Origin of the sequence: Methylobacterium sp. 1973, from assembly GCF_040545035.1 — a bacterium.
Taxonomy (GTDB): Bacteria; Pseudomonadota; Alphaproteobacteria; order Rhizobiales; family Beijerinckiaceae; genus Methylobacterium; species Methylobacterium fujisawaense.
Genome location: NZ_JBEPLA010000001.1, coordinates 384,918 through 405,592, shown reverse-complemented (window position 1 = coordinate 405,592; position 20,675 = coordinate 384,918). Strand labels below are relative to the sequence as shown.

Sequence of the window (20,675 nt, the reverse complement as noted above, 5' to 3'; positions counted from 1 at the left end):
CATTCCCGTCATCGAAACACGCCGCCCTCCGCGGTGGCCTGTCGGGAGACATCGCCATGGTTCAGACCGGCCTCCATCATGTCACGGCCTTCTCCGGCCCGGCCCTCCGCAACCTCGACTTCCACACCCGCGTCCTCGGGCTGCGTCTGGTGAAGAAGACCGTCAACTTCGACGATCCGGGCACCTATCACCTGTATTACGGCGATGCGGCCGGGCGCCCGGGCACGATCCTGACCTTCTTCCCCATCGAGCACGCCGCGCCGGGCCGCGTCGGGATCGGCGAGACCCAGGAGACCGCCTTCCGGGTTCCCCGCGCCTCCATCGGTTGGTGGACCCATCGCTTTATCGAGAAGGGCGTCGCCCACGAGCCGCTCGTTCAGGTCTTCGGCGCGCCGACCCTGCGATTCCGCGATCCGGACGGCATGATGCTCGCCCTGGTGGGCGTCGATGTCGGCGATGCGGAGGGCTGGGCGTCGAGCGAGGTACCGGCCGAGCACGCGATCCGCGGCCTCCACGGGGTGACGCTGCTCCTCGACAGGGCCGAGCCCACGGCCGCGATCCTCACGGAGGTGCTCGGCCTGCAGGAGGTCGGCCGCGAGGGCAGCCTGATCCGCTTCGCGGGCAGCGCCGAACTCGGCGGGCTCGTCACCCTGCGGGCGGTGGGCGGCTTCCTGCCCGGACGGCCGGGGGCGGGTTCGGTCCACCACATCGCATTCCGGGCGGCGGACGACGCCGCGCAGGCTGCGATGGGGCAGGCGCTCGCGGCGCGGGGCCTGCACGTCACGGAGCAGCGCGACCGGCAGTACTTCCGCTCGGTCTACTTCCGCGAGCCCGGCGGCGTGCTGTTCGAGATCGCCACGGACGCGCCCGGCTTCGCGGTGGACGAGCCGATCGAGGCCCTCGGCCAGGCGCTCAAGCTCCCCGCCGGCTTGGAGCCGCACCGGGCCGAGATCGAGGCCGTCCTGCCCAAGGTCGCCTGAGCCGCGACACCATCATGCCCGCCCCGCATCCGTGCGGGGCGGGACCGCGCCCCATCAGCCGTGAGGCCATCATGACCCAGGATACCACCGGCTTCATCCACCGCTTCGAGCCCGGTCCCGACACCGCGCGTCCCCTGCTGCTGCTGCACGGGACCGGCGGCGACGAGAACGACCTCCTGCCCCTCGGCCGCATGGTCGCGCCGGAGGCCGCCCTGCTCGCGCCGCGCGGCGGCGTCAGCGAGAACGGCATGCCGCGCTTCTTCCGGCGCCTGGCCGAAGGCGTCTTCGACGAGGCGGATCTCCGTCGGCGCACCGGCGACCTCGCCGCCTTCGTGGCGGCGTCCCGGGAACGGTACGGCCTCGGGCCCCCCCTGGCTTTGGGATTCTCGAACGGCGCCAACATCGCCGCCTCGCTGCTGATGCTCCGGCCGGAGACCCTGACGGGTGCCGTGCTGATCCGCCCGATGGTGCCGTTCGCCGAGCCCCCGGCCGCGGACCTCGCGGGCCGGCCGGTCCTGATCCTCTCCGGGGCGATGGACCCGATCGTACCCGTCGAGAATGCAAGGCGCCTCGCGCAGCAGCTTTCCGCCTCCGGGGCGCGCGTGGAGCATAGGATCCTGCCGGCCGGCCACGGCCTGTCGCAGGCCGATGTCAGTCAGGCCCTCGCATGGCTTCGCAGCCTCCAACGCCCCGAAGCGGCCTGATTCCGCAACTGACGACAGGATGGAGCGATTGACGATGTCCCCGATTTCCTCTCCCGGCGCGACCGCCCTGCTGCCGGTGGCCGGCCGGGTCCTGATGAGCGCGATCTTTCTCGTGAGCGGCGCCGGCAAGCTCGCCGCCCCCGCCGCGACGCTCGCCACCATCGAGGCCGCCCATCTGCCGCTGCCGCCGCTCGCCTACGCGGCGGCGACAAGCGTGGAGGTCGTCGGCGGGCTGCTGCTCATCGCCGGCTACCGCACCCGGCTCGTCGCCCTGATCCTCGCGCTCTTCGCGGTCGCCACCGCGGTGACCTTCCACGCGGCCCTCGGCGACCAGAACCAGATGTTCCACTTCCTGAAGAACCTCGCCATGGCCGGCGGCTTGCTTCAGGTCGCGGCCTTCGGGGCCGGTCCGTTCAGCCTCGACGCGCGGCAGGGCCGGGCCTGACCCGTCCTTCGACTGTTGCGACTATCGGGAGACCACCATGCCCTACTTCACCACGCAGGACGGCACGCAGATCTACTTCAAGGATTGGGGCACCGGGCAGCCGGTGGTCTTCAGCCACGGCTGGCCGCTCAACGGCGACGCCTGGGAGGATCAGATGCTGTTCCTCGGGCAGCACGGGTTCCGGGTCATCGCCCATGACCGCCGGGGGCACGGTCGCTCCGAGCAGCCCTGGTCCGGCAACGACATGGACACCTATGCGGACGATCTCGCCGGGCTGATCGCCCATCTCGACCTGCGCGACGCGGTGCTGGTCGGCCACTCCACCGGTGGCGGCGAGGTCGCCCGCACCATCGGGCGGCACGGCACGGCGCGCATCGCCAAGGCGGTGCTGGTCGGGGCCGTGACGCCCCAGATGGTCCGGACCCCCGCGAATCCGGGCGGCCAGCCCAGGGAGGTGTTCGACGGCATCCGCGACTCGGTCCTCCGCGACCGGTCCCAGTTCTTCAAGGACCTGAGCGGCCCGTTCTACGGCGCCAACCGACCGGGCGCCGCTGTCAGCGACGGTCTGCGGGACACGTTCTGGATGCAGGGCATGATGGCCGGCCTGCGGAACGTGCACGCCTGCGTGGCGGCCTTCTCGGAGACCGACTTCACCGCGGACCTGAAGCGCATCGACGTGCCGACCCTGTTCGTGCACGGCGACGACGACCAGATCGTGCCGATCGACGCCGCGGCGCGCGCCGCCGTCAAGCTCGTGCCGAACGCCGTGCTGAAGGAGTATCCGGGCGCCCCGCACGGGCTGGCCGCCACCCACAAGGACCGGCTCAGCGCAGACCTGCTCGCCTTCATCCAAGGTTGAGGAGACCGGCGGCCTTTCCCGCGCGGGTCCGGGCTCCTAAAGCCTGCGACGGGCCGCACGCCGCGGTCCGTCAGACCCGAACCTCCGCACGGATCCTCGCATGCCGACCTCCGACGCACCCCTCGCCCTCGGGATCATCGGCGCGGGCATCATGGGCGAGCGCCTGCTCGGCGCGATCCACGGGGCGGCGGATTCGCCCGTGCGGGTCGCGGCGATCTGGGATCCGGCCCCGGAGGCCCTGGCCCGGATCGGCGCGGCCTTCCCGGCGGTGCCGCGCGTAGCCGACGCCGCCGCGGTCGTGGCGGCGAGCGACTGCGTCTACGTCGCCTCGCCGCCCGCCTCGCATCTCGGCTATGCCCGTGCCGCCCTGGCCGCCGGCCGGAGCGTCTTCTGCGAGAAGCCGCTCGCCATCGATCTGGCCGATGCCCGCGCCTTCGTGGCGGACACCACGGGTGCCGGCGCGGTCAATTTCCCGTTCGCCTCGTCGCCGGGCGTGGCGACGATCGAGCGCTGGATCGAGGCGGGCGCGGTCGGCACGCCCCGGGCGCTCACCATCGCGGTGGCATTCGCTCGCTGGCCGCGCCCCTGGCAGGCCGACGCCGCGCACTGGCTCGACGCCCGGGCGGAGGGCGGCTTCACCCGCGAGGTGGTCTCGCATTTCCTGTTCCTGGCCCGCCGCCAACTCGGCCCGCTCCAGGGTCTCGCGGGACGGATCGCGTTCCCGGAGCCGGGCCGGTCCGAGCGCGCGATCGACGTGACGCTCACCGCGGGTGGGATTCCCGTCACCCTGACCGGCCGGGTCGGGGGCGTCGAGGCCGACGACCACAACACGTGGACGCTGGAGGGCGATGCGGGCGCCGTCCGGCTGCGCGACTGGGCCATCGCGGAGCGTCGGGGCGCCGACGGGCGCTTCGAGCCGGAGCCGGACGCGATCCCCAACGAGCGGCTGCGGCCGATCACCCTCCGGCGACAGCTTGAGGGCGTCGTCCGGATGGCCCGCGGCGAACCCCATCCCCTCGCCACCTTCGCGGAGGCGCTCGCCGTGCAGGAGGTCGTCGAGGGTATCCTGGCCTTGTGAGGGCCGGGCGCGGGCCCGCGCCCGAAGAACGAACCCGCCGAGGCTCCGCCGTCTTCGAGCGGAGGGCGGCCATTCAGGCCGTGGGACGCGGGTTGGCCTCTCGCTACCCTGGATCGCTGCGCTCGCGATGACGGAGCGGACCGGGACCGAGCGACCCGGACCTTGAGGCGTTCAGCTTCCCAGCAGGTCGACCAGGAACGGGATCAGCGGCGCGTCGGCGGGCGGCATGGCGAGATCGCGCAGCGCCTTCGGCCGGACCCATTTGAGCGCCTGTCCCTCCATCGGGCGCGGCGTGCCGGTCCAGCGCCGGCAGACGTAGAGCGGCATCAAAAGGTGGAAGTCCGGATAGGCATGGCTGGCGAAGGTCAGCGGCGCGAGGCAGGGCTCCTCGACCCGGATGCCGAGTTCCTCGGCGAGCTCCCGGATCAGGGTCTGCTCGGGGCGCTCGCCGGGCTCGACCTTGCCGCCGGGGAACTCCCACAGGCCGGCGAGCTGCTTGCCCGCCGGACGCTCGCTCACCAGCACCCGGCCGTCGACGTCGACGAGGGCCACGGCGACCACCAGAAGCAGGCGCAGCGCGCCGCCTTCGAGCCCGCTCATTGCGCCACCGCGAAAGCGGCCGTGACCTCTGAGGACATCTGTATCGTGCCCGCCTCGATCGGCACCCGTCGCCCTTTGGCGGCCATCGGTGCCGCGCGGGCCATCTCCAGCGCCGGGCGGTACGGTGTCCCGACCGTGGTGGTCAGCGTGCAGAGCGCGCCGAGCTTGGCCCCGACCGCCTCGGCGAGCGCCTCGGCCCGGCTCCGGGCGTCCCGGGTCGCCGCGACCTGAAGGGCTGCTTCGCTCTTGTCCGGGTCGCGCAGTCCGAAGCTCACGCCGTCGATGCGGTTCGCCCCGGAGTCCAGTGCTTGCCGGAGAAGGTCGCCGAGGCGGTCCATATCGGCGAGGCGGACCGTGACGAGGTTGCTGGCGCGGTAGCCGTCGGGCTCCTCGGTCACGGCGCCTCCGGGCCGGGCGACGGTGCGGGTCGCCGTCTGCAGGGTGACGGCGGCCGTCCCGATATCGGCCGGCGGGACTCCGAGGGCACGGGCCTGCGCCGAGACGCCGGACACCGCCTTCGAGGCCGCGTCGAGGGCGGCTGCCGCGGTCGCGGCGCGCGCCTCAATGCCGACGGTCACCTCGGCGAAGTCCGGTGCCCGCGTCTCCGCCGCGCGTCCGACGACGCTGATATGCCGCTTGCACGCCGCGTCGTCGGCCTGAACCGGGGCCGCCAGGACCGTGACCAGCAGGGCGCCGGACAGGATGGCCCTCACGAGCGGTAATCCCCGTTGATCTCGACATAGGCCTTGGTCAGGTCGCAGGTCCAGACGCGGGCATGGCCGTCGCCCAGGCCGAGATCGACCCGGATCTCGATCTCCGGTTCGCGCATCACGGCGCTGGCAGCCGCTTCGCTGTAATCGGGGTCGCGAGCGCCCTGGACGGCCACCCGGACGTCGCCGAACCAGATCGCGAGCCGGTCGCGGTCGGCGGGCTCGCCGGCCTTGCCCACGGCCATCACGACGCGGCCCCAATTGGCATCCTCGCCGGCCACCGCGGTCTTCACCAGCGGCGAGTTGGCGATCGACATCGCGATGCGGTGCGCGGAGGCGTCGCTCTCGGCGCCGGTGACCCGCACGGTGACGAACTTGCGCGCGCCCTCACCATCCTTGGCGACGAGCTGGGCCAGCTCGATCAGCAGGCCGTCGAGCGCCTCCCGGAAGCCGGCGAGAAGCGGGTCGGCGGGATCCGTGATGGCCGGATGGCCGGCCCTGGCGGTGGCGAACAGCATCAGCGTGTCGGAGGTGGACGTGTCGCCGTCCACCGTCACGCAGTTGAAGCTCGTCTTCGTGCCCGCCGACAGGAGCGCCTGCAGCACGTCCTGCGGCAGGGCCGCGTCGGTGAAGACGAAGGACAGCATCGTCGCCATGTCGGGGGCGATCATGCCGGCGCCCTTGGCGATCCCGTTGATGGTCACGGGCACGCCGGCGATCTCGGCCGTGCGGGTGGCGAGCTTCGGGAAGGTGTCGGTGGTCATGATCGCGCGGGCCGCCGCATTCCAGGCGGCCGGTCCATCCTCGGCCCGGGCCGCGCACTCCGCGAGCACGCCCTCGAACCGCTCCGCCGGAAGCGGCTCGCCGATCACGCCGGTCGACGCCACGTACACCTCCCCCGTGCGGCAGCCCGCCGCCTGCGCGGCGATCTCGACGGTGCGCGCCACCGCGTCGCGTCCGAGCCGGCCCGTGAAGGCGTTGGCGTTGCCCGAATTGACCACCAGCGCCCGCGCGGATCCGTCGGCCAGGGCGTCGCGACACCAATCCACCGGCGCCGAGGGACATTTCGACCGGGTGAACACCCCCGCGGCCCGGGTGCCGGATTCCAGCGCGACGTAGAGCACGTCGGTTCGGCCGCTGTAGCGGATCCCCGCCTGAGCGGTGGCGATGCGCACGCCCGGCAGGGGGGGCAGCTCGGGCATCGCGGTGGGCGCCAGCGGGGAGACGGGAGGGGCTTTCGCGGATGACATCGGCTCAGGCTCCGGCACGCGCGGCTCAGGTTCCGCGGCGGCCCGGTGTTGCCCGCGCGACCCCTGCGGCGTCAACCGTGTGCTCAGCCTATGGCCACGCTTCGAGCTGCTTCGGTTTTGTGCACCGACGGCGCCGAATACGGCGGTATCACGGCGTCGGGCTTGCGTGTGGATTGCATCCCAGCCTAGCATGCTGCATCGCAAAGTCAGCGCGAGGTCGAGTGCGGAATGCCCCCAGCCGACGTCGAGACTGCCTCGGGCAGCCTTCCCCAGGGCAGCTGCTATCGAATCCAGGTTCTGGTGGTCGGCTGCCACAAGCGCTGGCGCGACGAGGTCTCCGCGCAAGTCCGGATGCTGGGTTATCAGGTCACCGCCTGCGATCGCGGCGTCGATGCCATGACGGTGCTGGCCCTCGGCCTCCCCGTGGATGTGATCGTGGTGGATACCGCGCTCCAGGGGGGATTGTGCTGCGCGCAGCTCGCCGTCGAGGCGCGGGCCCTGCGCCCGGCCCTGCGCATCATCCTCGCTAGCGACCCGGTGGACGCGATGGAGCCGGAGGCGTCGGCCCGCGTGCCCGACGCGCTGCTCGTCCCGCGCGACCAGCTTCAGAACGGCATGGTCGCCACGATGATGCGCGAGGCGCTGGCGAACCGCGCGGCCTGAGGTCCGGCGCGACGGCCTGAGGGGCCTCGCAAGGCGTCGAGCGAATCGCGGCCGACGCGACTCACGACGTCGCCGCGCCTCCGTGCCGGTTCGGTACTGTTGCAATCGGGACGGCCCGCTCGATGTCAGCAACGCGGGCCGGGCCGCACGGCAATCCAAATGCAGCGGCCGCGTGATCCGGTGAAAGAGGGATCCCCGCGCAGTTTTAGCGCGGCTCAGCAGCGGACACGCGCAAGTCGAAGCTTTCTGGCGGCCCAGGACGCGTTGTCAGAACTGGTCCATCGCGACGAGAACGCCCCGATTGCCGTTTGCGCGTACCGCCCTGCGTCTGCGGCTGACTTGCCTGGCCTGAATATCAAATATATCTCAATACATTGCCGCCAAATATATATAGTACAAGTTGAACTTGATCGCGTGACACGATGTTGTCATGATTGAGGCGTCTATCGTTCGGCCGAGAACTTGGCCTGTTCCGTGGAAGATGCGCCTGTGAGAACTGGGATACGCTCTCGCCTCTACGCGGGATTTGCGATGCTCGTCATGATCACGGGTATCATCGGTGCATTAGCGATCTACCAGCAAGGAGTGATCAGCGAAGACCACGCGCTCCGGGAGCGGGTGGAGCGGGGGGCGCAATCGGTCCTGATGATCGACGGTCACGCCGCACGCCTCATCGGAACCGCCGAACGGTACCGGCTCCAGCCGGATCCCGATCTGATCGTCGCGATGGAGCAGGCCCGGCGGGCGATCGAGCAGACCTGCGACAAGTACTTCTCGCTGGCCATGACCGACGGCGGGCGGAAGCTGTACGACGACGTGCGGGAGGCCGCCCGCGCGATGAAGCCGGAGCTGGAGCGCCTCGCGGCCTCGGGCGCGACCCTGCGTGAAGCCAGGGCGAAACTCTACGAGACCGGCAATACACTCACCGTTCTTCTCGGAAACCTGCTCGCGGACGTGCGCGCCCGAGGCGGCGAGGCAATGCTGGCGCGGATCGAGCACATCGAGAATGCCGTCCTGCGGTCCCGCATCGCATCGGCCCGCTTCGTGATCGGCCTGGATCCGCAGGACCGCAGCACCTTCGAGCAGCGGGTCGAGCAGGCTCTGGCGGCCCTGGATGCGTTCAAGGACACGCAGGGCGGCGCGGTCTTCGCGCAGCAGGTCAGGGCCGTTCGCGACGCGCTGGTCGCCGCCGCGACCGGCTTCCGTGCGTACGATCAGGCGGTGGCTTCGGCAAAGGCGACGTTCGAAACCGGGATCAAGCCCCACACCGACGCGATCGAACGGCTCGGCATCGCGCTGCGCGACCGGATCGTGGCCGCCGGCGAGAGGATTTCCCGGGAGACCGCGTCGGCCGCGTCACGGGCCCGCTACATCCTGATCGGCCTCGTCGGCGCGGCCCTGCTCCTCGGGGGCGTCCTGGCCTTCATGCTGGCCCGCAGCATCATCCGGCCGATCGCCGGCATGACGGAGGCGATGACGCGGCTGGCCGGCGGCGACCTTCAGGTCGTTGTGCCGTACCGCGACGCGGCCGACGAGATGGGCGCGATGGCCAAGGCCGTCGACATCTTCCGGCAGAACGCGGTCGCCCGAGCGGAGCTCGAGGCGGCGCAGGCCGCCGAACGGGAGGCTCGCCTCCGCCGGGCCGAGCGGGTCGAGCAGCGCGTCCAAGCCTTCCAGGCGAAGATCGCCGCCTCGCTCGCCATCGTCACGGCGGCGACCAGCGAACTCGACGCGACCGCGCAGGCGATGACCCGGGTGGCCGACAACACCAACAGTCAGGCGGTGACATCGAGCTCGGCCGCCGCGCAGACCTCGGCCAATGTCCAGACCGTCGCGGCGGCCGCCGAGGAGATGGTCTCCTCGCTTCAGGAGATCGAGCGGCAGGTCGTGCGCTCCAACGAGGTGGCCGGTCACGCCGCCCACGAGGCCGAGGCGACCAACGCCGCCATGGCGAGCCTGCGCGCCGCCGCCGAGCAGATCGGCGCTGCCGTGATCATGATCTCCGGCATCGCGAACCAGACCAACCTGCTGGCCCTCAACGCCACCATCGAGGCGGCGCGGGCCGGCGAGGCGGGGCGCGGCTTCGCCGTCGTGGCCTCGGAAGTGAAGGAGCTCGCTTCGCAGACGGCGCGGGCCACCGAGGAGATCGGCGGCCAGATCGCCGCGATCCAGGCGGCCTCGGGGCAGGCCGCGGAGGCGATGGCCCAGATCGGCCGCACGATCGCCGCCGTGAACGAGATCAGCGGCGCCATCGCCGCGACGGTGGTGCAGCAGACGGCCGCCACGAGCGAGATCTCGCGCAATGCCGGTGAAGCGGCGCGGGGCACGGAGAATGTGTCGGCCAACGTCACGCGCGTGCTGGCCGCCGCTCGCGAGACCGGCAGCGCAGCCGCGCAGGTCCAGAGCGCTGCGTCCGAGCTTGCCACCCAGTCATTGACGGTCAAGCGCGAGGTCGACAGCTTCCTCGACGACATTCAGGCGGCGTGAAGGCCAGGGCGGCCTAGATGGCGGCGGTGTCGGTCTCGTCGCCGTCGCGCGACCGCCGCTCGCGGGGGCGTCGATCGAGGAAGGAGCGGCCGAGGGCGCGCAGGGGCGCCGTCAACCGACGGACATCCTCGGCGCGTTCCATGACGCGCTCGCCGTTGCGGATTTCCTTGTCGAGCTTCGCCATCGTCCGGGCCAGGGCCGGGTCGTCGTCGTCGAGCCAGACCTGGGTCACGCGGGCGAAAGCGATGACCACGCCCTGCAGCTTGAACTGTCCGAGGGGGCCTTCGGTGTCGATCCCGGCCGCCGCCAGCATGTAACGGTGCGAGTTCAGCATCACGCCGTTCAGCGCCAGCATCGACAGCGGCTCGCCGCGCAGCGCGTAGGCGATCCGGCGCAGGGCGGGCTTGTAGGGCTCCATCGCATCGATGCGGCGCATCAGAACGTCGAACAGCCGCTCGCGGGTGGGCTCCTCCTCAAGGCCGGCGAGATCGCCCTCCAGGACCTTGCGGTCGATGATGCGGGTCAGGCCGCCGAGCACGGCGCCCTTCGACGGGAACAGGTCGCGCAGTTCGGCGAGCGTCAGACCCGCCTCCCGGGCGATGTCGCTCACCTCGATGTCGTTCCAGGGCTGCTCGGCGGCGAGCCGCATCAGAGCCTCGACGGCGGCCTCCCGGGGCGGCAGCTTCGGCGCGCTATCCTCCGGCGCCGCACCGGCGCTCCGCGCCGCGCCATCCTGAGCGGAGGCCGCGGGGGCGACGCTCTCGGTGGCGCTGCTCGCTTTGGGGGACGTCGCGCCCTTGCGGGGACGCTTGGAGGTGGCTCTGCTGTCGGTCATGGATCGGTCGCCCGGTCTGTCGGTCGTGTCGCCTCATGTAGGCGAGCCGGCGGCGAAGGGCAGGGCCGTCGCGCGGCCATGCCGCACGGACGCCGCACCGTGTCAGCCGGCGAGGTCCTCCGCCCGTCTGCGGGCCGCCGCCACGGCCTCCCGCATCAGCGCGCCGAGGCCGTCCGGCCGCATCAGCACGTCGAGGGCCGCCGCCGTGGTGCCGCCGGGGGAGGTGACGTTGCGGCGCAAGTCCGCCGCCTCGGCCGGGTCTGCGTCGAGGAGCGCACCGGCCCCCGCCACCGTCGCCCGGGCGAGGTTGCGGGCCACGTCGGGATCCAGGCCGGCCGCGATGCCGGCATCCGCCAGGGTCTCGGCGAGCAGGAACACGTAGGCCGGCCCGGAGCCCGAGACCGCCGTCACGGCGTCGATCTGCGCCTCGTCGGTGAGCCACGCCATCGTGCCGTTCGCCGCGAACAGCGCCTCGGCGGCCGCGCGCTGCGCGGGCGTCACCTCGGGATTCGCGCAGGCGCCGGTGGCGCCCCGGCCGATGCTCGCCGGCAGGTTCGGCATGGCCCGGACGACGGCCCGCGCCCGCGGCAGGCGGGCGCGGAGATCCGCGATGGTCTTGCCCGCCAGGATCGAGACGAGGAGCGTGTCGCGGCCGATCAGCCGGTCGAGCCCCGGGGCGGCCGTCTCCAGACCCTGCGGCTTGATGCCGAGGACCAGAACGGCGCCGGGCTCGGGGGCCGGGGGGTTCAGGGCGATGCCCCGTTCGGTGCAGAGGTCCACGATCGCGCCGGACGGCACGGGGTCGATGATCGTCGTCCGGCGCGGGTCGAGGCCAGCATCCAGCCAGCCCGCCAGCATCGCGCCGCCCATCTTGCCGGCCCCGGCCAGGACCAGCGAGGCGGGCATCGGCATCGGGCCGGTCACGCCTCGCCTTCGGTCTCGAACAGGACAGCGTCCAGCGCTTCGCGGGCGCTCTTGCCGGCCCAGAGCACGAACTGGAACGCTTGGAAGTAGCGTTCGCAGGCGTCCACCGCGGTCTTCATCATGGTGGCGCATTGCGGGTGGGTCGGCACCGCGCCCCCCGTCAGCAGCAGGGCGTGCCGGAACATCACGACGTTGTCGGTGGTCCAAAGGTCGAAATGGCCGACCCACAGTTGTTCATTGATCATCGCGATCAGGCGCATCACCTCGGTGCGCTGCCGCTCCTGCACCTTGAGGTCGAAGGCGCAGGCGACGTGAAGCGCCTCGACATCCTCGATCCAGGTGAAGGCCACGTTGTAGTCGGTCCACCGGCCGGGGCTCGTGACCGACATCTCGTCGGTCTCGGCCCGGTCGAAGATCCAATCGCGCAGGGAGGCCAGCCGCTCGACGACGTCGAGCGGATGCTCGTTCCGGTCCGGGTCGTGGAAGTCGACGTTGAGAAGCGGCATGACGATCCAAAAGGACGGCCCGGACGAGATCCGGCCCGACGTGACGGTGACGCGAAACCGGAGCGTGAGAACACTCCGAGAACTGGAACGATCGGCAGATCTAGGCCGGTGGTGATGCGATCGACTGTCGAAGCTCTGCGGACATCGCCCTGCAGCCCCCGAATCACCCTATGCCCGACTATAGACCGGCCGTGACTCGCGACACAAAGTGCAGGTCACAATCGGTGAACAGGAAACCGGATCGTCGCCGCGGCTTCCTGTGTAAAAGCCGGGGGCGTTGCCGCGGAGACTCAGACGGCCTCGCTCAGGCCCGCGGCGCCCGCTCCGGCGGCACCGGATTTCGCCTCCAGGGCCGCAATTCGGGCGGAGAGGGCCTCGTTCTGCGCCTGCAGCTGAGTCACGAGGTCGCGGAGCACGTCGAGCTCCTCGCGCGAGGCGATGTCGAGGTCGCGGATGACGCGTTCGAGCTGCGCCCGGGCCACGGTCTCCGCCTCGCGGCGGACGCCCTGCGCGGCGCCGGCCGCGTCGGTCATCAGGCGGGCGAGGTCGTCGAACAGTCGATTGGAGGGGGGCATCGAGGTCTCCCGGATCGGCCGGCTGCCGCGGCGGCCGCCTGACGGCGCGATTCGAGAGGACGAGATAGGAATCTTCGCGATGGGGAGCAACGCCCGGTCGGTCCGGGACGGCGAGGCGGAGGCGCGAGGCCCCCGCTTCGCCGGCTGATCACATGTGGCGCATCATGCGGCGATGCATGCGGTGATGCATCATGCGGCGCTCCATCCGGCGGTGCATCATGCGGCGCTCCATCCGGCGGTGCATCATGCGGTGCTCCATCGGGGTCATGCGGACATGGGTCACGGCGTCGGGCGCCGTGACGGCGCCGGGCATCGCCGGAGCCGCCGAGGCCGGCTGGACGAGAGCGGCGCCGCCCAGGGAGGCCAGCACGGCAAAGGCGAAGGTCAGTTTCCTCACGAGGAGACTCCAATTTTCTGGTGGCCGGGTCGGGTGCCCGGTTCCTCCTCCCGGACGGGAGGTGCGGAGAGTCGTCTCGTGCCGCGGGGCGGCACGGCGGGTCTGCGAGGACCCGCCGCCATCAACTGCCAAGTCAGAGATTCGTTTCCTCGAAGGCCTTCACCCATTCGGCACAGATTCCCGAACGCACGATGTCGTTGCGGGTGAACTCCACCACCGGGATCGGCATCATCCGGCTCTTGACCATGTGCATGACGGTGCGCAGGCCGGAGGTCTCGCGCAGGTCGGTCTGCGACACATCGCCGTTGATGATGACCTGACAATCGTCGCCGATCCGGGTCAGGAACATCTTGATCTCGTTGATCGTGGTGTTCTGGGCCTCGTCGAGGATCACGAGGCAGTTCTTGAAGGTCCGCCCGCGCATCACCTCGAAGGGGACGATCTCGATGTCGCCGGTCTTGAGGGCGATCTCGAAGGCGGCGGCGCCCATGCGCTCCTTCATAGCCTCGGTCAGCGGAGCGACCCAGGGGGCGATCTTCTCTTCCAGCGTGCCGGGGAAGTAGCCGAGGGACCGGCCCGAGGGCACGTTCGGGCGGGTGATGACGACCTTGGCGATCCGGCGCTGGCGGAGCTGGTCCGCCGCGCGGGTGCCGGCGATGAAGGTCTTTCCGGTGCCGGCCGGCCCCAGGACGATGACCTGCGGGGAGCGGGCGAGGGCGTCGAGATACTCGGCTTGGCGTTCGGTGAGCGGCTGGATGGGGGCGAGGTTGCGTTCTTCGTCGAAGCGTGTGCGGTGAATGCGGGACGTGCGGTCTTCAACCAGTTCAAGTCGTGCGCGGCGTCTCTTCATGGATGTACACTCCAACGGGACTAGCCAACCTGGATCTGTATCTGAACTGCCGTTTACCTGCGTGCTCCCGGTTCTATTCGTTTGCGAAACTTAATACCGGCCCCAGGCCGAAGGTTCCGCCCCGCGCTCGTCCGCCTGTGGAGAGCGTCACGACGATCCGTGCGCGGCCGAATACACGATGCAACTGGCGCACCAGTGCGATTCGCATCCGACGAATGCGCGCCGGGTGTGACCAAGGGGTGACGGTGGGCAAGGGGGCTTCGAAAAAGCCGCGCGGCTGGCGCGGATGCATCAGGTTCGGGACGGGGGAGACGCGATGACGCGGCATCCGGCACGATCACGATCCTCCCCGCCCGCAGGGGCGAAGCCGGCCGACCCTGCCGCCCTGAAACGTCCGGGCTTGGTCGGCGGGACGGGCCTCACCCGGCCTGGATGAAGCTGTCGAGCACCATTTTCTGGCCGGCCTTGTCGAAGTCAACGGTGAGCTTGTTGCCATCGACGCCCGCGACCGTTCCGGGCCCGAACTTGGTGTGGAAGACCCGCTGGCCGGCCTGGAAGGCCGAGGGCGCGCCCGTCGACTTGGCGATCAGCTCGCCCTCGATCTGGCGAGGTCCGCCGGACTGGCCGCCGGAGCGGCCCCCCGGGCCCGCCGACCGGAAGCCGCCGCCGGACCCGGACCGGCCACCCGGCGCGGTGTTGGCCTGCGCCCGCTGCCACCCCGGCGTGCCGTAGCTCGATCCGAACGGCGCCGGGTTGCGGTCGAACCGCGAGGCGCCGGCCGAGAAGTGGGCGGGGGCCTCGACCACGTCGACGGCGGTCTCGGGCAACTCGTCGATGAACCGCGACGGGATGGTCGACGACCAGAGCCCGTGGATGCGCCGGTTGACCGCGAAGGACAGCTTCGCCCGCTTGCGCGCCCGGGTCAGGCCCACATGGGCGAGGCGCCGCTCCTCCTCCAGGCCGGCGCGGCCGCTCTCGTCCAGCGCCCGCTGGTTCGGGAACAGGCCGTCCTCCCAGCCGGGGAGGAACACGGTGTCGAATTCGAGCCCCTTGGCGGCGTGGAGCGTCATCAGCGAGACCCGCTCGGCGCCCTCCGCCTCGGAGGCCTCCATCACCAGGGAGACGTGCTCCAGGAAGGCCGCGAGGTCGGGGAATTCCTCCATGGAGCGGACGAATTCCTTCAGGTTCTCCAGCCGGCCGGCGGCGTCGGCCGAGCGGTCCTTCTGCCACATCTCGGTGTAGCCGGATTCCTCGAGGATCGTCTGCGCGACCTCGCTGTGCGGCTGCGCCTCCACCAGTCGCGCCCACCGTGCGAAGCTCTCGGTGAGCGCCCGCAGGGTCGAGCGGACGCGGGGCTTCAGCTCGTCGGTCTCGCACAGGCGCTCGGCGGCGATCCGCAGGGGCAGCCGGTTGGCACGGCCGTAGGTGTGGAGCTGCTGCAGGGTGGCGTCGCCCAGGCCGCGCTTGGGCGTGTTCACGATCCGCTCGAAGGCGAGGTCGTCGCTGACATTCACGGTGGCGCGCAGATACGCCAGGGCGTCGCGGATCTCGGCGCGCTCGTAGAAGCGCGGGCCGCCGATGACCCGATAGGGCAGGCCGAGCTGGACGAACCGATCCTCGATCTCGCGCATCTGCGCGGAAATCCGCACCAGCACGGCGATCTCCGACAGGGGATGCTGCTTCACCTGGAGGGATTCGATCGATTCGGCGAGCATCCGCGCCTCCTCCTCGGAATCCCAGGCGCCCGTGACGGTGACGCGCTCGCCCGGCTCGTCGTCGGTGCGCAGGGTCTTGCCGAGGCGGCTCTCGTTCTTGGCGATCAGCCCCGAGGCGGCGGCGAGGATATGGCCGGTGGAGCGGTAGTTGCGCTCCAGCCGCACCACCACCGCGCCGGGGAAATCGTGCTCGAAGCGCAGGATGTTGTCGACCTCGGCGCCGCGCCAGCCGTAGATCGACTGGTCGTCGTCGCCCACGCAGGCGATGTTCTTGCGCTGTTGCGCCAGCAGGCGCAGCCACAGGTACTGCGCGACGTTGGTGTCTTGGTACTCGTCCACCAGGATGTAGCGGAACCGGTCCTGGTAATTGGCCAGGACGTCGGGGTTCTCCCGCCAGAGCTTAAGGCAGAGCAGCAGGAGATCGCCGAAATCGACGGCGTTCAGCGTCGCGAGCCGGGCCTGGTAGGCGGTGTAGAGCGCGCCGCCCTTTCCGAAGGCGAACGAGGCAGCCTCGCCCGGGGGCACCTGCTCGGGGCCGAGGCCGCGGTTCTTCCAGCCGTCGATGGCGTGGGACAGGGCCCGGGCCGGCCAGCGCTTCTCGTCGACGTTCTGGTCGGCGATCACCTGCTTCATCAGCCGGAGCTGGTCGTCGGTGCCCAGGATGGTGAAGTCGGATTTGAGCCCAACCAGCTCGGCGTGGCGGCGCAGGATCTTGGTGCCGATGGCGTGGAAGGTGCCGAGCCAGGGCATGCCCTCGCCGGCGGGGCCGATCAGCGTGCCGATCCGGTGCTTCATCTCCCGGGCGGCCTTGTTGGTGAAGGTCACCGCCAGGATGTCGAAGGGGCGCGCCCGCCCGGTGGCGATCAGGTGGGCGATGCGGGTGGTCAGCACCCGGGTCTTGCCGGTGCCGGCGCCGGCCAGCACGAGGATCGGGCCCTCCGTGGTCTCGACGGCGCGGCGCTGCTCGGGATTGAGCCCCTCGAGATAGCCGGCGGCGTCGCGGCGGAGGGCGCCCATGGCGCGGGCGGTGATGGACGTGGCGGGCGCGCCGTCCCCGGCGGGCTGCGCTTGCGGGCGGTTCTGCATCCCGCATCCCTGGACCAAATCGCGAACGGCGTCGAGGCCGTTCGCGCCGCCGAGGGGGCGCGGAGCCATGAAGCGCGGCTGTCTGCGCCGGGACGATCCGCGCCCTTCGGGGCCCGCGGCCGGCTGCGGGGCGCCCCCGTCTCCCCGGTGGCCGCGGATCGGCACCTGTGTGATCAGGGGCCGACAGCGGCGGCGGAGCGCGACAAGCCCCCTCTCCCGTGCGGGAGAGGGTTGGGGTGAGGGATCAGGTCTTTCCGGAGAGGTCGCATCCCTCACCCTGTCCCTCTCCCGCACGGGAGAGGGGATCCGCGCCCGGTCCGGAGCTCATGGCCCGGGGTGCCGCGGGCCGCCGCGCGCGCGCCGAGAGCCGCTCCGGACCGTGGCATCGCCGCTGGCGCTCCCGGGGGCTTATCGTGCTATGGCCGTGACAACTGACTCGCGGGGGCACGCGGGGCACGGCGGCACGGTGATGGCGCGGCCTCGCGGAGAGATGGTGCGGAACAGGACCATTGCGTGATCTTCTGACCGCGCTGGCGTGCGCCGTCATCCTGGTTCTCGTGGCGGCGCTCGCCGTTCCGCCCTTCGTCGACTGGCAGGCCCATCGCGCGCTCGTCGACCGGGCGCTCGCCCGGTCCCTCGGCGTCCCGGTCCGGACCGACGGCCGGATCGAGGTCCGGCTGCTGCCCTCGCCGCGGCTGCGCGTGGACCGCCTGCATCTCGGCGCCGATCCGGACCGGCCGAGCCTGGACGCCCGGTTCGTCAAGGCCGAGATCGCCCTCGCGCCGCTCCTGAAGGGCGAGTTCCGCTTCACCGAGACCCGGATCGGCCGGGCCGAGATCAAGCTCCCGGTCGCCGGCCCCGACGCCCTGAAGCTGCCGGCCGATTTCGGTGGCGCCCTGCGCGACCGCGACCTCGCGATCGAGAACCTGCAGATCCAGCAGTTCCTGGTCACCACGCAGGTGCCCGCCACCGGGCGGACCGACCAGCTCTACGTCCAGGACCTGCACCTGCAGGCGCCGGCCCTGGTCGGCCCCTGGCGGGTCGAGGGGACGAGCGGCGGCATCCCGTTCCGGGCGGTGAGTGGCACGCCGGGACCCGACGGGCGCCTCGCCGCCAAGATCTCCGGCGGCGGCGACGCGGCTCCGCGCTTCGAGGCGGATGCACGCTTCGGCCTCGCGCCGAGCGAAGCCGGCGGCTCCCTGGTCGAGGCCGAGGGCTCGGCGCGCCTCGTCGTCGGGCCGCCGACCCAGGCCGCGGGCGCCTACCTGCCCTTCTCGCTGGCCGGCACCTTCAAGGCCCGGGGCACGCAGGTGCGGTTCGAGGGCGTCGACCTCGCCATCGATCCCGGGGGCCGGAGCCTGCGGTTCGGCGGCACCGGCCGGCTCGATCTGCGCCAGTGGCGCGGCGGCCTGACCCTCGAGGCCCGCCGCCTCGACCTCGACGCCTTCCTGACCTCGGCGGAGGGCCAGAATCTGATCGGCCGCGGCCTGCCGCGCTCGGCCGGCAGCCTGCCGGCCATGCTCGATCTCGACCTCACGGTGGGCAGCGCCGTGCTCGGCGGCGAGGATTGGTCGAACCTCGCCCTCACCGGCACCCTGGAACGGGCCGGCGGCCTGCTGCTGCGCCGCCTGTCGGTGACGGGCCCGGCCGACGCCACCGTCGCGGCGAGCGGGCAGGTCGAGACGGCCCCGTTGCGTTTCACCGGCCCGGTGGCGCTCACCGCCCCCGATTCGGAGGCGTTGGGCCGCTATCTGCGCCGCCTCGGCGCCGAGGGGCCCCTCGTCGCGCTCCTCGACGGGCGCACGGTCGAGGCCGCCGCCGACCTGTCGGCCGCCGCCACCGGCCTGTCCCTGCGCAACCTGCGCCTCGGCCTCGGACCGGCGCGGATCACCGGCAACGCCCGCTACACCGCCGCCGAGGGCACCGAGCGCGGCCGCTTCGAGGCCCAGATCCGCGCCAGCGGCCTCGACATCGCCGGCCTGCCGCCCCTCGGGACGACGCTCGGGACCCTGCGCGACACCGACCTCGCCCTGACCCTGGAAGCGAAGGATGTCCGGTTCGGCGCCACGGGCTCCGGCACCGGGACGATCGCGGCGCGGATCCAGTCCGACGGCGCCGGCCTCACGGTCGACAGCCTCGACGTCACCGATCTCGCCGGCGCCAGCGCCCGGCTGTCCGGCCAGATCGGCGCGGACGGGACCGGCCGCGTCTCCGGACGGCTGAAGGCCCCGGCGGCGGCGCCGCTGCTCGGCCTGCTCGAGCGGGTCTGGGTGGGCGAGATCCGCCTGCTGCCCGCCGTCCTGCGGGACGCGCCCCTCGACCTCGCCGTCACCCTCGACCGGGCGGGCGGCGCGGCCGCGGCTTTGCGGACCCAGGCGCGGGGCAGCGCCGGCGGCGGCACCCTCGACCTGACCCTGGCGAGCCGCGGCACGCGGATCGAGGGCGGCACCGCCACGCTCACCGCGCCCCGGGCGGGGGCGTGGTTCGGCCGCACCGACATCGTTGGCCTCCAGCAGCCCGCCGAACTGCACGTGACGGCCGAGCGGCCGGACGGGCAGGCCCTCGCCCTGACGGCGAACGGCACGGTCGCGGGCCTCCGGCTCTCCACCGGCCGCCCGATCCTGGTCGGTCCCGACTTCGTGCCCACGGGCGGCGAAGTCCGGGCCGACACGGCCGATCTGGCGCCGTTCCTGACGCTCGCCGGCGCCGCGACCCTGGCCCCCGGCGCGTGGCCGGCCGACCTCACCGTCACGCTGTCGCGGCAGCAGGGCGAGGCCGCCGCCGCCATCGCCGGCACGGTCGCGGGTTCGGGGGTGAACGGGACGCTGCTGCGGGCGGCGGGCGGCGCCCTGCACGGCCGCCTCGCCCTCGACCGCCTGTCCGTGCCGCAGCTCGCCGCCGCCCTGGTGATCCCGCCGGGGGCGAACGGCACGTTCGGGCCGCCGACGGCCCATCCGGCCCTGTCCCTCGACGCCCGCGTCGCCAGCCTGGATCTCGGGCGCGGCCTCGTCGCCACGGAGGCGACGGCCGCCCTGGGCCTCACCGACGGGAACCTGATCCTGCGGGACCTGTCCGGCAAGCTCGCCGGGGGACGGCTCGTGGGTTCGGTGACGATCGCCCGTCTCGGGGCCGGCGCCGCGGTCTCCGGCTCGGGCAGCCTCGACGGTGCGGCGCTCCCGACGCTGGCCGGCGGCCCGATCGGCGGCCGCCTGAGCGCCGATCTGCGGTTCGCCGCCACGGCCGAGACCTTGCCGGGCCTCGCCGACAGCCTCTCGGGCAGCGGCGCGCTCACCCTGACCGATCTGAGCCTGCCCGCGGCCGATCCCGCGGCCCTCGGCCGGGTGCTGGCCCGGGCGGCCGAGATGGACGACCCGCTCCGCGAGGGGCGGCTCCAGGCCCTGGTCACCGAGGAACTCGCCCGGGGCGGCGGGCAGGCGCGGGGATCCGCCCGGGCCGCCGCCACCATCGTGGGCGGCGTCCTGCGGGCCGGGCCGTTCGACCTCGATCTCGGCCCGGCCCGCTGGGCCGGCACCGTCGGCTACGACCTGCGCGCCGGCCGCCTCGACGTCCGCGGCACGCTCGTGGGCGGCCCGGTCCCCCGGGGCTGGAATGCCGGCCCGCCCGCGGTCCAGTTCGGCCTGACCGGGCCCCTCGGCGCGCCGGAGCGGGTGCTGGATGTCGGCACCCTGTCGAACGGCCTCGCCGCCTTCGTGCTGCAGCGCGAGCTGGAGACGATCGAGCTGACCGAGGCCGACCAGGTGGAGCGGCAGCGCCGCCGCGCCCGGATCGAGATGGACCGGGCCCGCGCGGCGGCTCTCAAGGCCGCGGCCGAGAAGGCTGCCGCCGAGAAAGCGGCTGCGGAGAAGGCCGCCGGGGAGAAGGCCGCCGAGGAGGCGGCGAAGCGGGCCCGCAATCCGGACGAGGGGATCGCCCAACCGCCGGCTCCCGCCGAGGTCCGACCGTGAGGCCGGCCGCATCCTGAGGCAGCTCCCATCTCCGTGGGACCGGCCC

Annotated in this window: 18 protein-coding genes; 8 read left to right on the top strand and 10 right to left on the bottom strand. The window is 72.2% G+C overall.

Annotated elements, in window-relative coordinates:
- Positions 1-56: 56 nt before the first annotated feature.
- The 5 genes from ABIC70_RS02005 (at position 57) to ABIC70_RS01985 (ending at position 4,066) form a co-directional block, all read left to right on the top strand.
- Positions 57-980 (top strand): ring-cleaving dioxygenase, encoded by a 924-nt coding sequence (locus ABIC70_RS02005; protein ID WP_043346971.1) that lies wholly within the window; start codon positions 57-59, stop codon positions 978-980.
- 71 nt (positions 981-1,051) lie between these two features.
- Entirely contained in the window at positions 1,052-1,684 is a 633-nt protein-coding gene (locus ABIC70_RS02000; protein WP_354438733.1) for an alpha/beta hydrolase, read from the top strand.
- A gap of 34 nt (positions 1,685-1,718) precedes the next feature.
- On the top strand, positions 1,719-2,129 hold the full coding sequence (locus tag ABIC70_RS01995; protein ID WP_043388964.1) for a DoxX family protein: 411 nt from the start codon (positions 1,719-1,721) through the stop codon (positions 2,127-2,129).
- Positions 2,130-2,166: 37 nt separating this feature from the next.
- The gene (locus ABIC70_RS01990; protein ID WP_043346975.1) at positions 2,167-2,988 is read left to right on the top strand and encodes an alpha/beta fold hydrolase; all 822 of its coding nucleotides are present in this window, start codon (positions 2,167-2,169) and stop codon (positions 2,986-2,988) included.
- Positions 2,989-3,088: 100 nt separating this feature from the next.
- Positions 3,089-4,066 (top strand): Gfo/Idh/MocA family protein, encoded by a 978-nt coding sequence (locus tag ABIC70_RS01985; RefSeq protein WP_053609262.1) that lies wholly within the window; start codon positions 3,089-3,091, stop codon positions 4,064-4,066.
- 171 nt (positions 4,067-4,237) lie between these two features.
- Here the strand turns inward: ABIC70_RS01985 and ABIC70_RS01980 are convergent, their stop codons facing one another.
- The 3 genes from ABIC70_RS01980 to argJ are packed head-to-tail and all read right to left on the bottom strand — an operon-like array spanning position 4,238 to position 6,626.
- The gene (locus ABIC70_RS01980) at positions 4,238-4,666 is read right to left on the bottom strand and encodes a (deoxy)nucleoside triphosphate pyrophosphohydrolase (protein WP_043346979.1); all 429 of its coding nucleotides are present in this window, start codon (positions 4,664-4,666) and stop codon (positions 4,238-4,240) included.
- The gene (locus tag ABIC70_RS01975; RefSeq protein WP_354438732.1) at positions 4,663-5,379 is read right to left on the bottom strand and encodes an SIMPL domain-containing protein; all 717 of its coding nucleotides are present in this window, start codon (positions 5,377-5,379) and stop codon (positions 4,663-4,665) included. The genes ABIC70_RS01980 and ABIC70_RS01975 overlap by 4 nt, the downstream gene beginning before the upstream one ends.
- Positions 5,376-6,626, bottom strand: a complete 1,251-nt coding sequence (argJ, locus tag ABIC70_RS01970) for a bifunctional glutamate N-acetyltransferase/amino-acid acetyltransferase ArgJ (RefSeq protein ID WP_354438731.1) — start codon at positions 6,624-6,626, stop codon at positions 5,376-5,378. The genes ABIC70_RS01975 and argJ overlap by 4 nt, the downstream gene beginning before the upstream one ends.
- 228 nt (positions 6,627-6,854) lie before the next feature.
- On the opposite strand from argJ, the gene ABIC70_RS01965 reads away from it, so the two are divergent.
- Both ABIC70_RS01965 and ABIC70_RS01960 read left to right on the top strand, forming a co-directional pair.
- Positions 6,855-7,289, top strand: a complete 435-nt coding sequence (locus ABIC70_RS01965) for a response regulator (RefSeq protein WP_354438730.1) — start codon at positions 6,855-6,857, stop codon at positions 7,287-7,289.
- A 540-nt stretch (positions 7,290-7,829) separates the two neighbouring features.
- Positions 7,830-9,776: a methyl-accepting chemotaxis protein gene (locus ABIC70_RS01960; RefSeq protein ID WP_354438728.1), complete on the top strand. Its 1,947-nt coding sequence runs from the start codon at positions 7,830-7,832 to the stop codon at positions 9,774-9,776.
- 13 nt (positions 9,777-9,789) lie between these two features.
- Here ABIC70_RS01960 and ABIC70_RS01955 read toward each other — a convergent pair whose 3' ends face one another.
- The 7 genes from ABIC70_RS01955 to ABIC70_RS01925 form a co-directional block, all read right to left on the bottom strand.
- Complete coding sequence (locus ABIC70_RS01955; protein WP_354438727.1) at positions 9,790-10,611, bottom strand: TetR/AcrR family transcriptional regulator; 822 nt, start codon at positions 10,609-10,611, stop codon at positions 9,790-9,792.
- A gap of 102 nt (positions 10,612-10,713) precedes the next feature.
- On the bottom strand, positions 10,714-11,523 hold the full coding sequence (gene proC, locus ABIC70_RS01950; RefSeq protein WP_502915943.1) for a pyrroline-5-carboxylate reductase: 810 nt from the start codon (positions 11,521-11,523) through the stop codon (positions 10,714-10,716).
- An 8-nt stretch (positions 11,524-11,531) separates the two neighbouring features.
- The gene (locus tag ABIC70_RS01945) at positions 11,532-12,041 is read right to left on the bottom strand and encodes a type III secretion system chaperone family protein (protein WP_043346992.1); all 510 of its coding nucleotides are present in this window, start codon (positions 12,039-12,041) and stop codon (positions 11,532-11,534) included.
- A gap of 290 nt (positions 12,042-12,331) precedes the next feature.
- Positions 12,332-12,616 carry an accessory factor UbiK family protein gene (locus tag ABIC70_RS01940; protein ID WP_043346993.1) on the bottom strand — a complete coding sequence of 95 codons (285 nt, stop codon included), beginning with the start codon at positions 12,614-12,616 and terminating at the stop codon, positions 12,332-12,334.
- 148 nt (positions 12,617-12,764) lie between these two features.
- Positions 12,765-13,013: a hypothetical protein gene (locus tag ABIC70_RS01935; protein ID WP_043346996.1), complete on the bottom strand. Its 249-nt coding sequence runs from the start codon at positions 13,011-13,013 to the stop codon at positions 12,765-12,767.
- A 133-nt stretch (positions 13,014-13,146) separates the two neighbouring features.
- Positions 13,147-13,863 (bottom strand): PhoH family protein, encoded by a 717-nt coding sequence (locus tag ABIC70_RS01930; protein ID WP_012321860.1) that lies wholly within the window; start codon positions 13,861-13,863, stop codon positions 13,147-13,149.
- Between the two features lie 419 nt (positions 13,864-14,282).
- On the bottom strand, positions 14,283-16,664 hold the full coding sequence (locus ABIC70_RS01925; RefSeq protein WP_043389230.1) for an ATP-dependent helicase: 2,382 nt from the start codon (positions 16,662-16,664) through the stop codon (positions 14,283-14,285).
- Between the two features lie 509 nt (positions 16,665-17,173).
- On the opposite strand from ABIC70_RS01925, the gene ABIC70_RS01920 reads away from it, so the two are divergent.
- Entirely contained in the window at positions 17,174-20,629 is a 3,456-nt protein-coding gene (locus ABIC70_RS01920) for an AsmA family protein (protein WP_354438724.1), read from the top strand.
- Positions 20,630-20,675 lie beyond the last annotated feature (46 nt).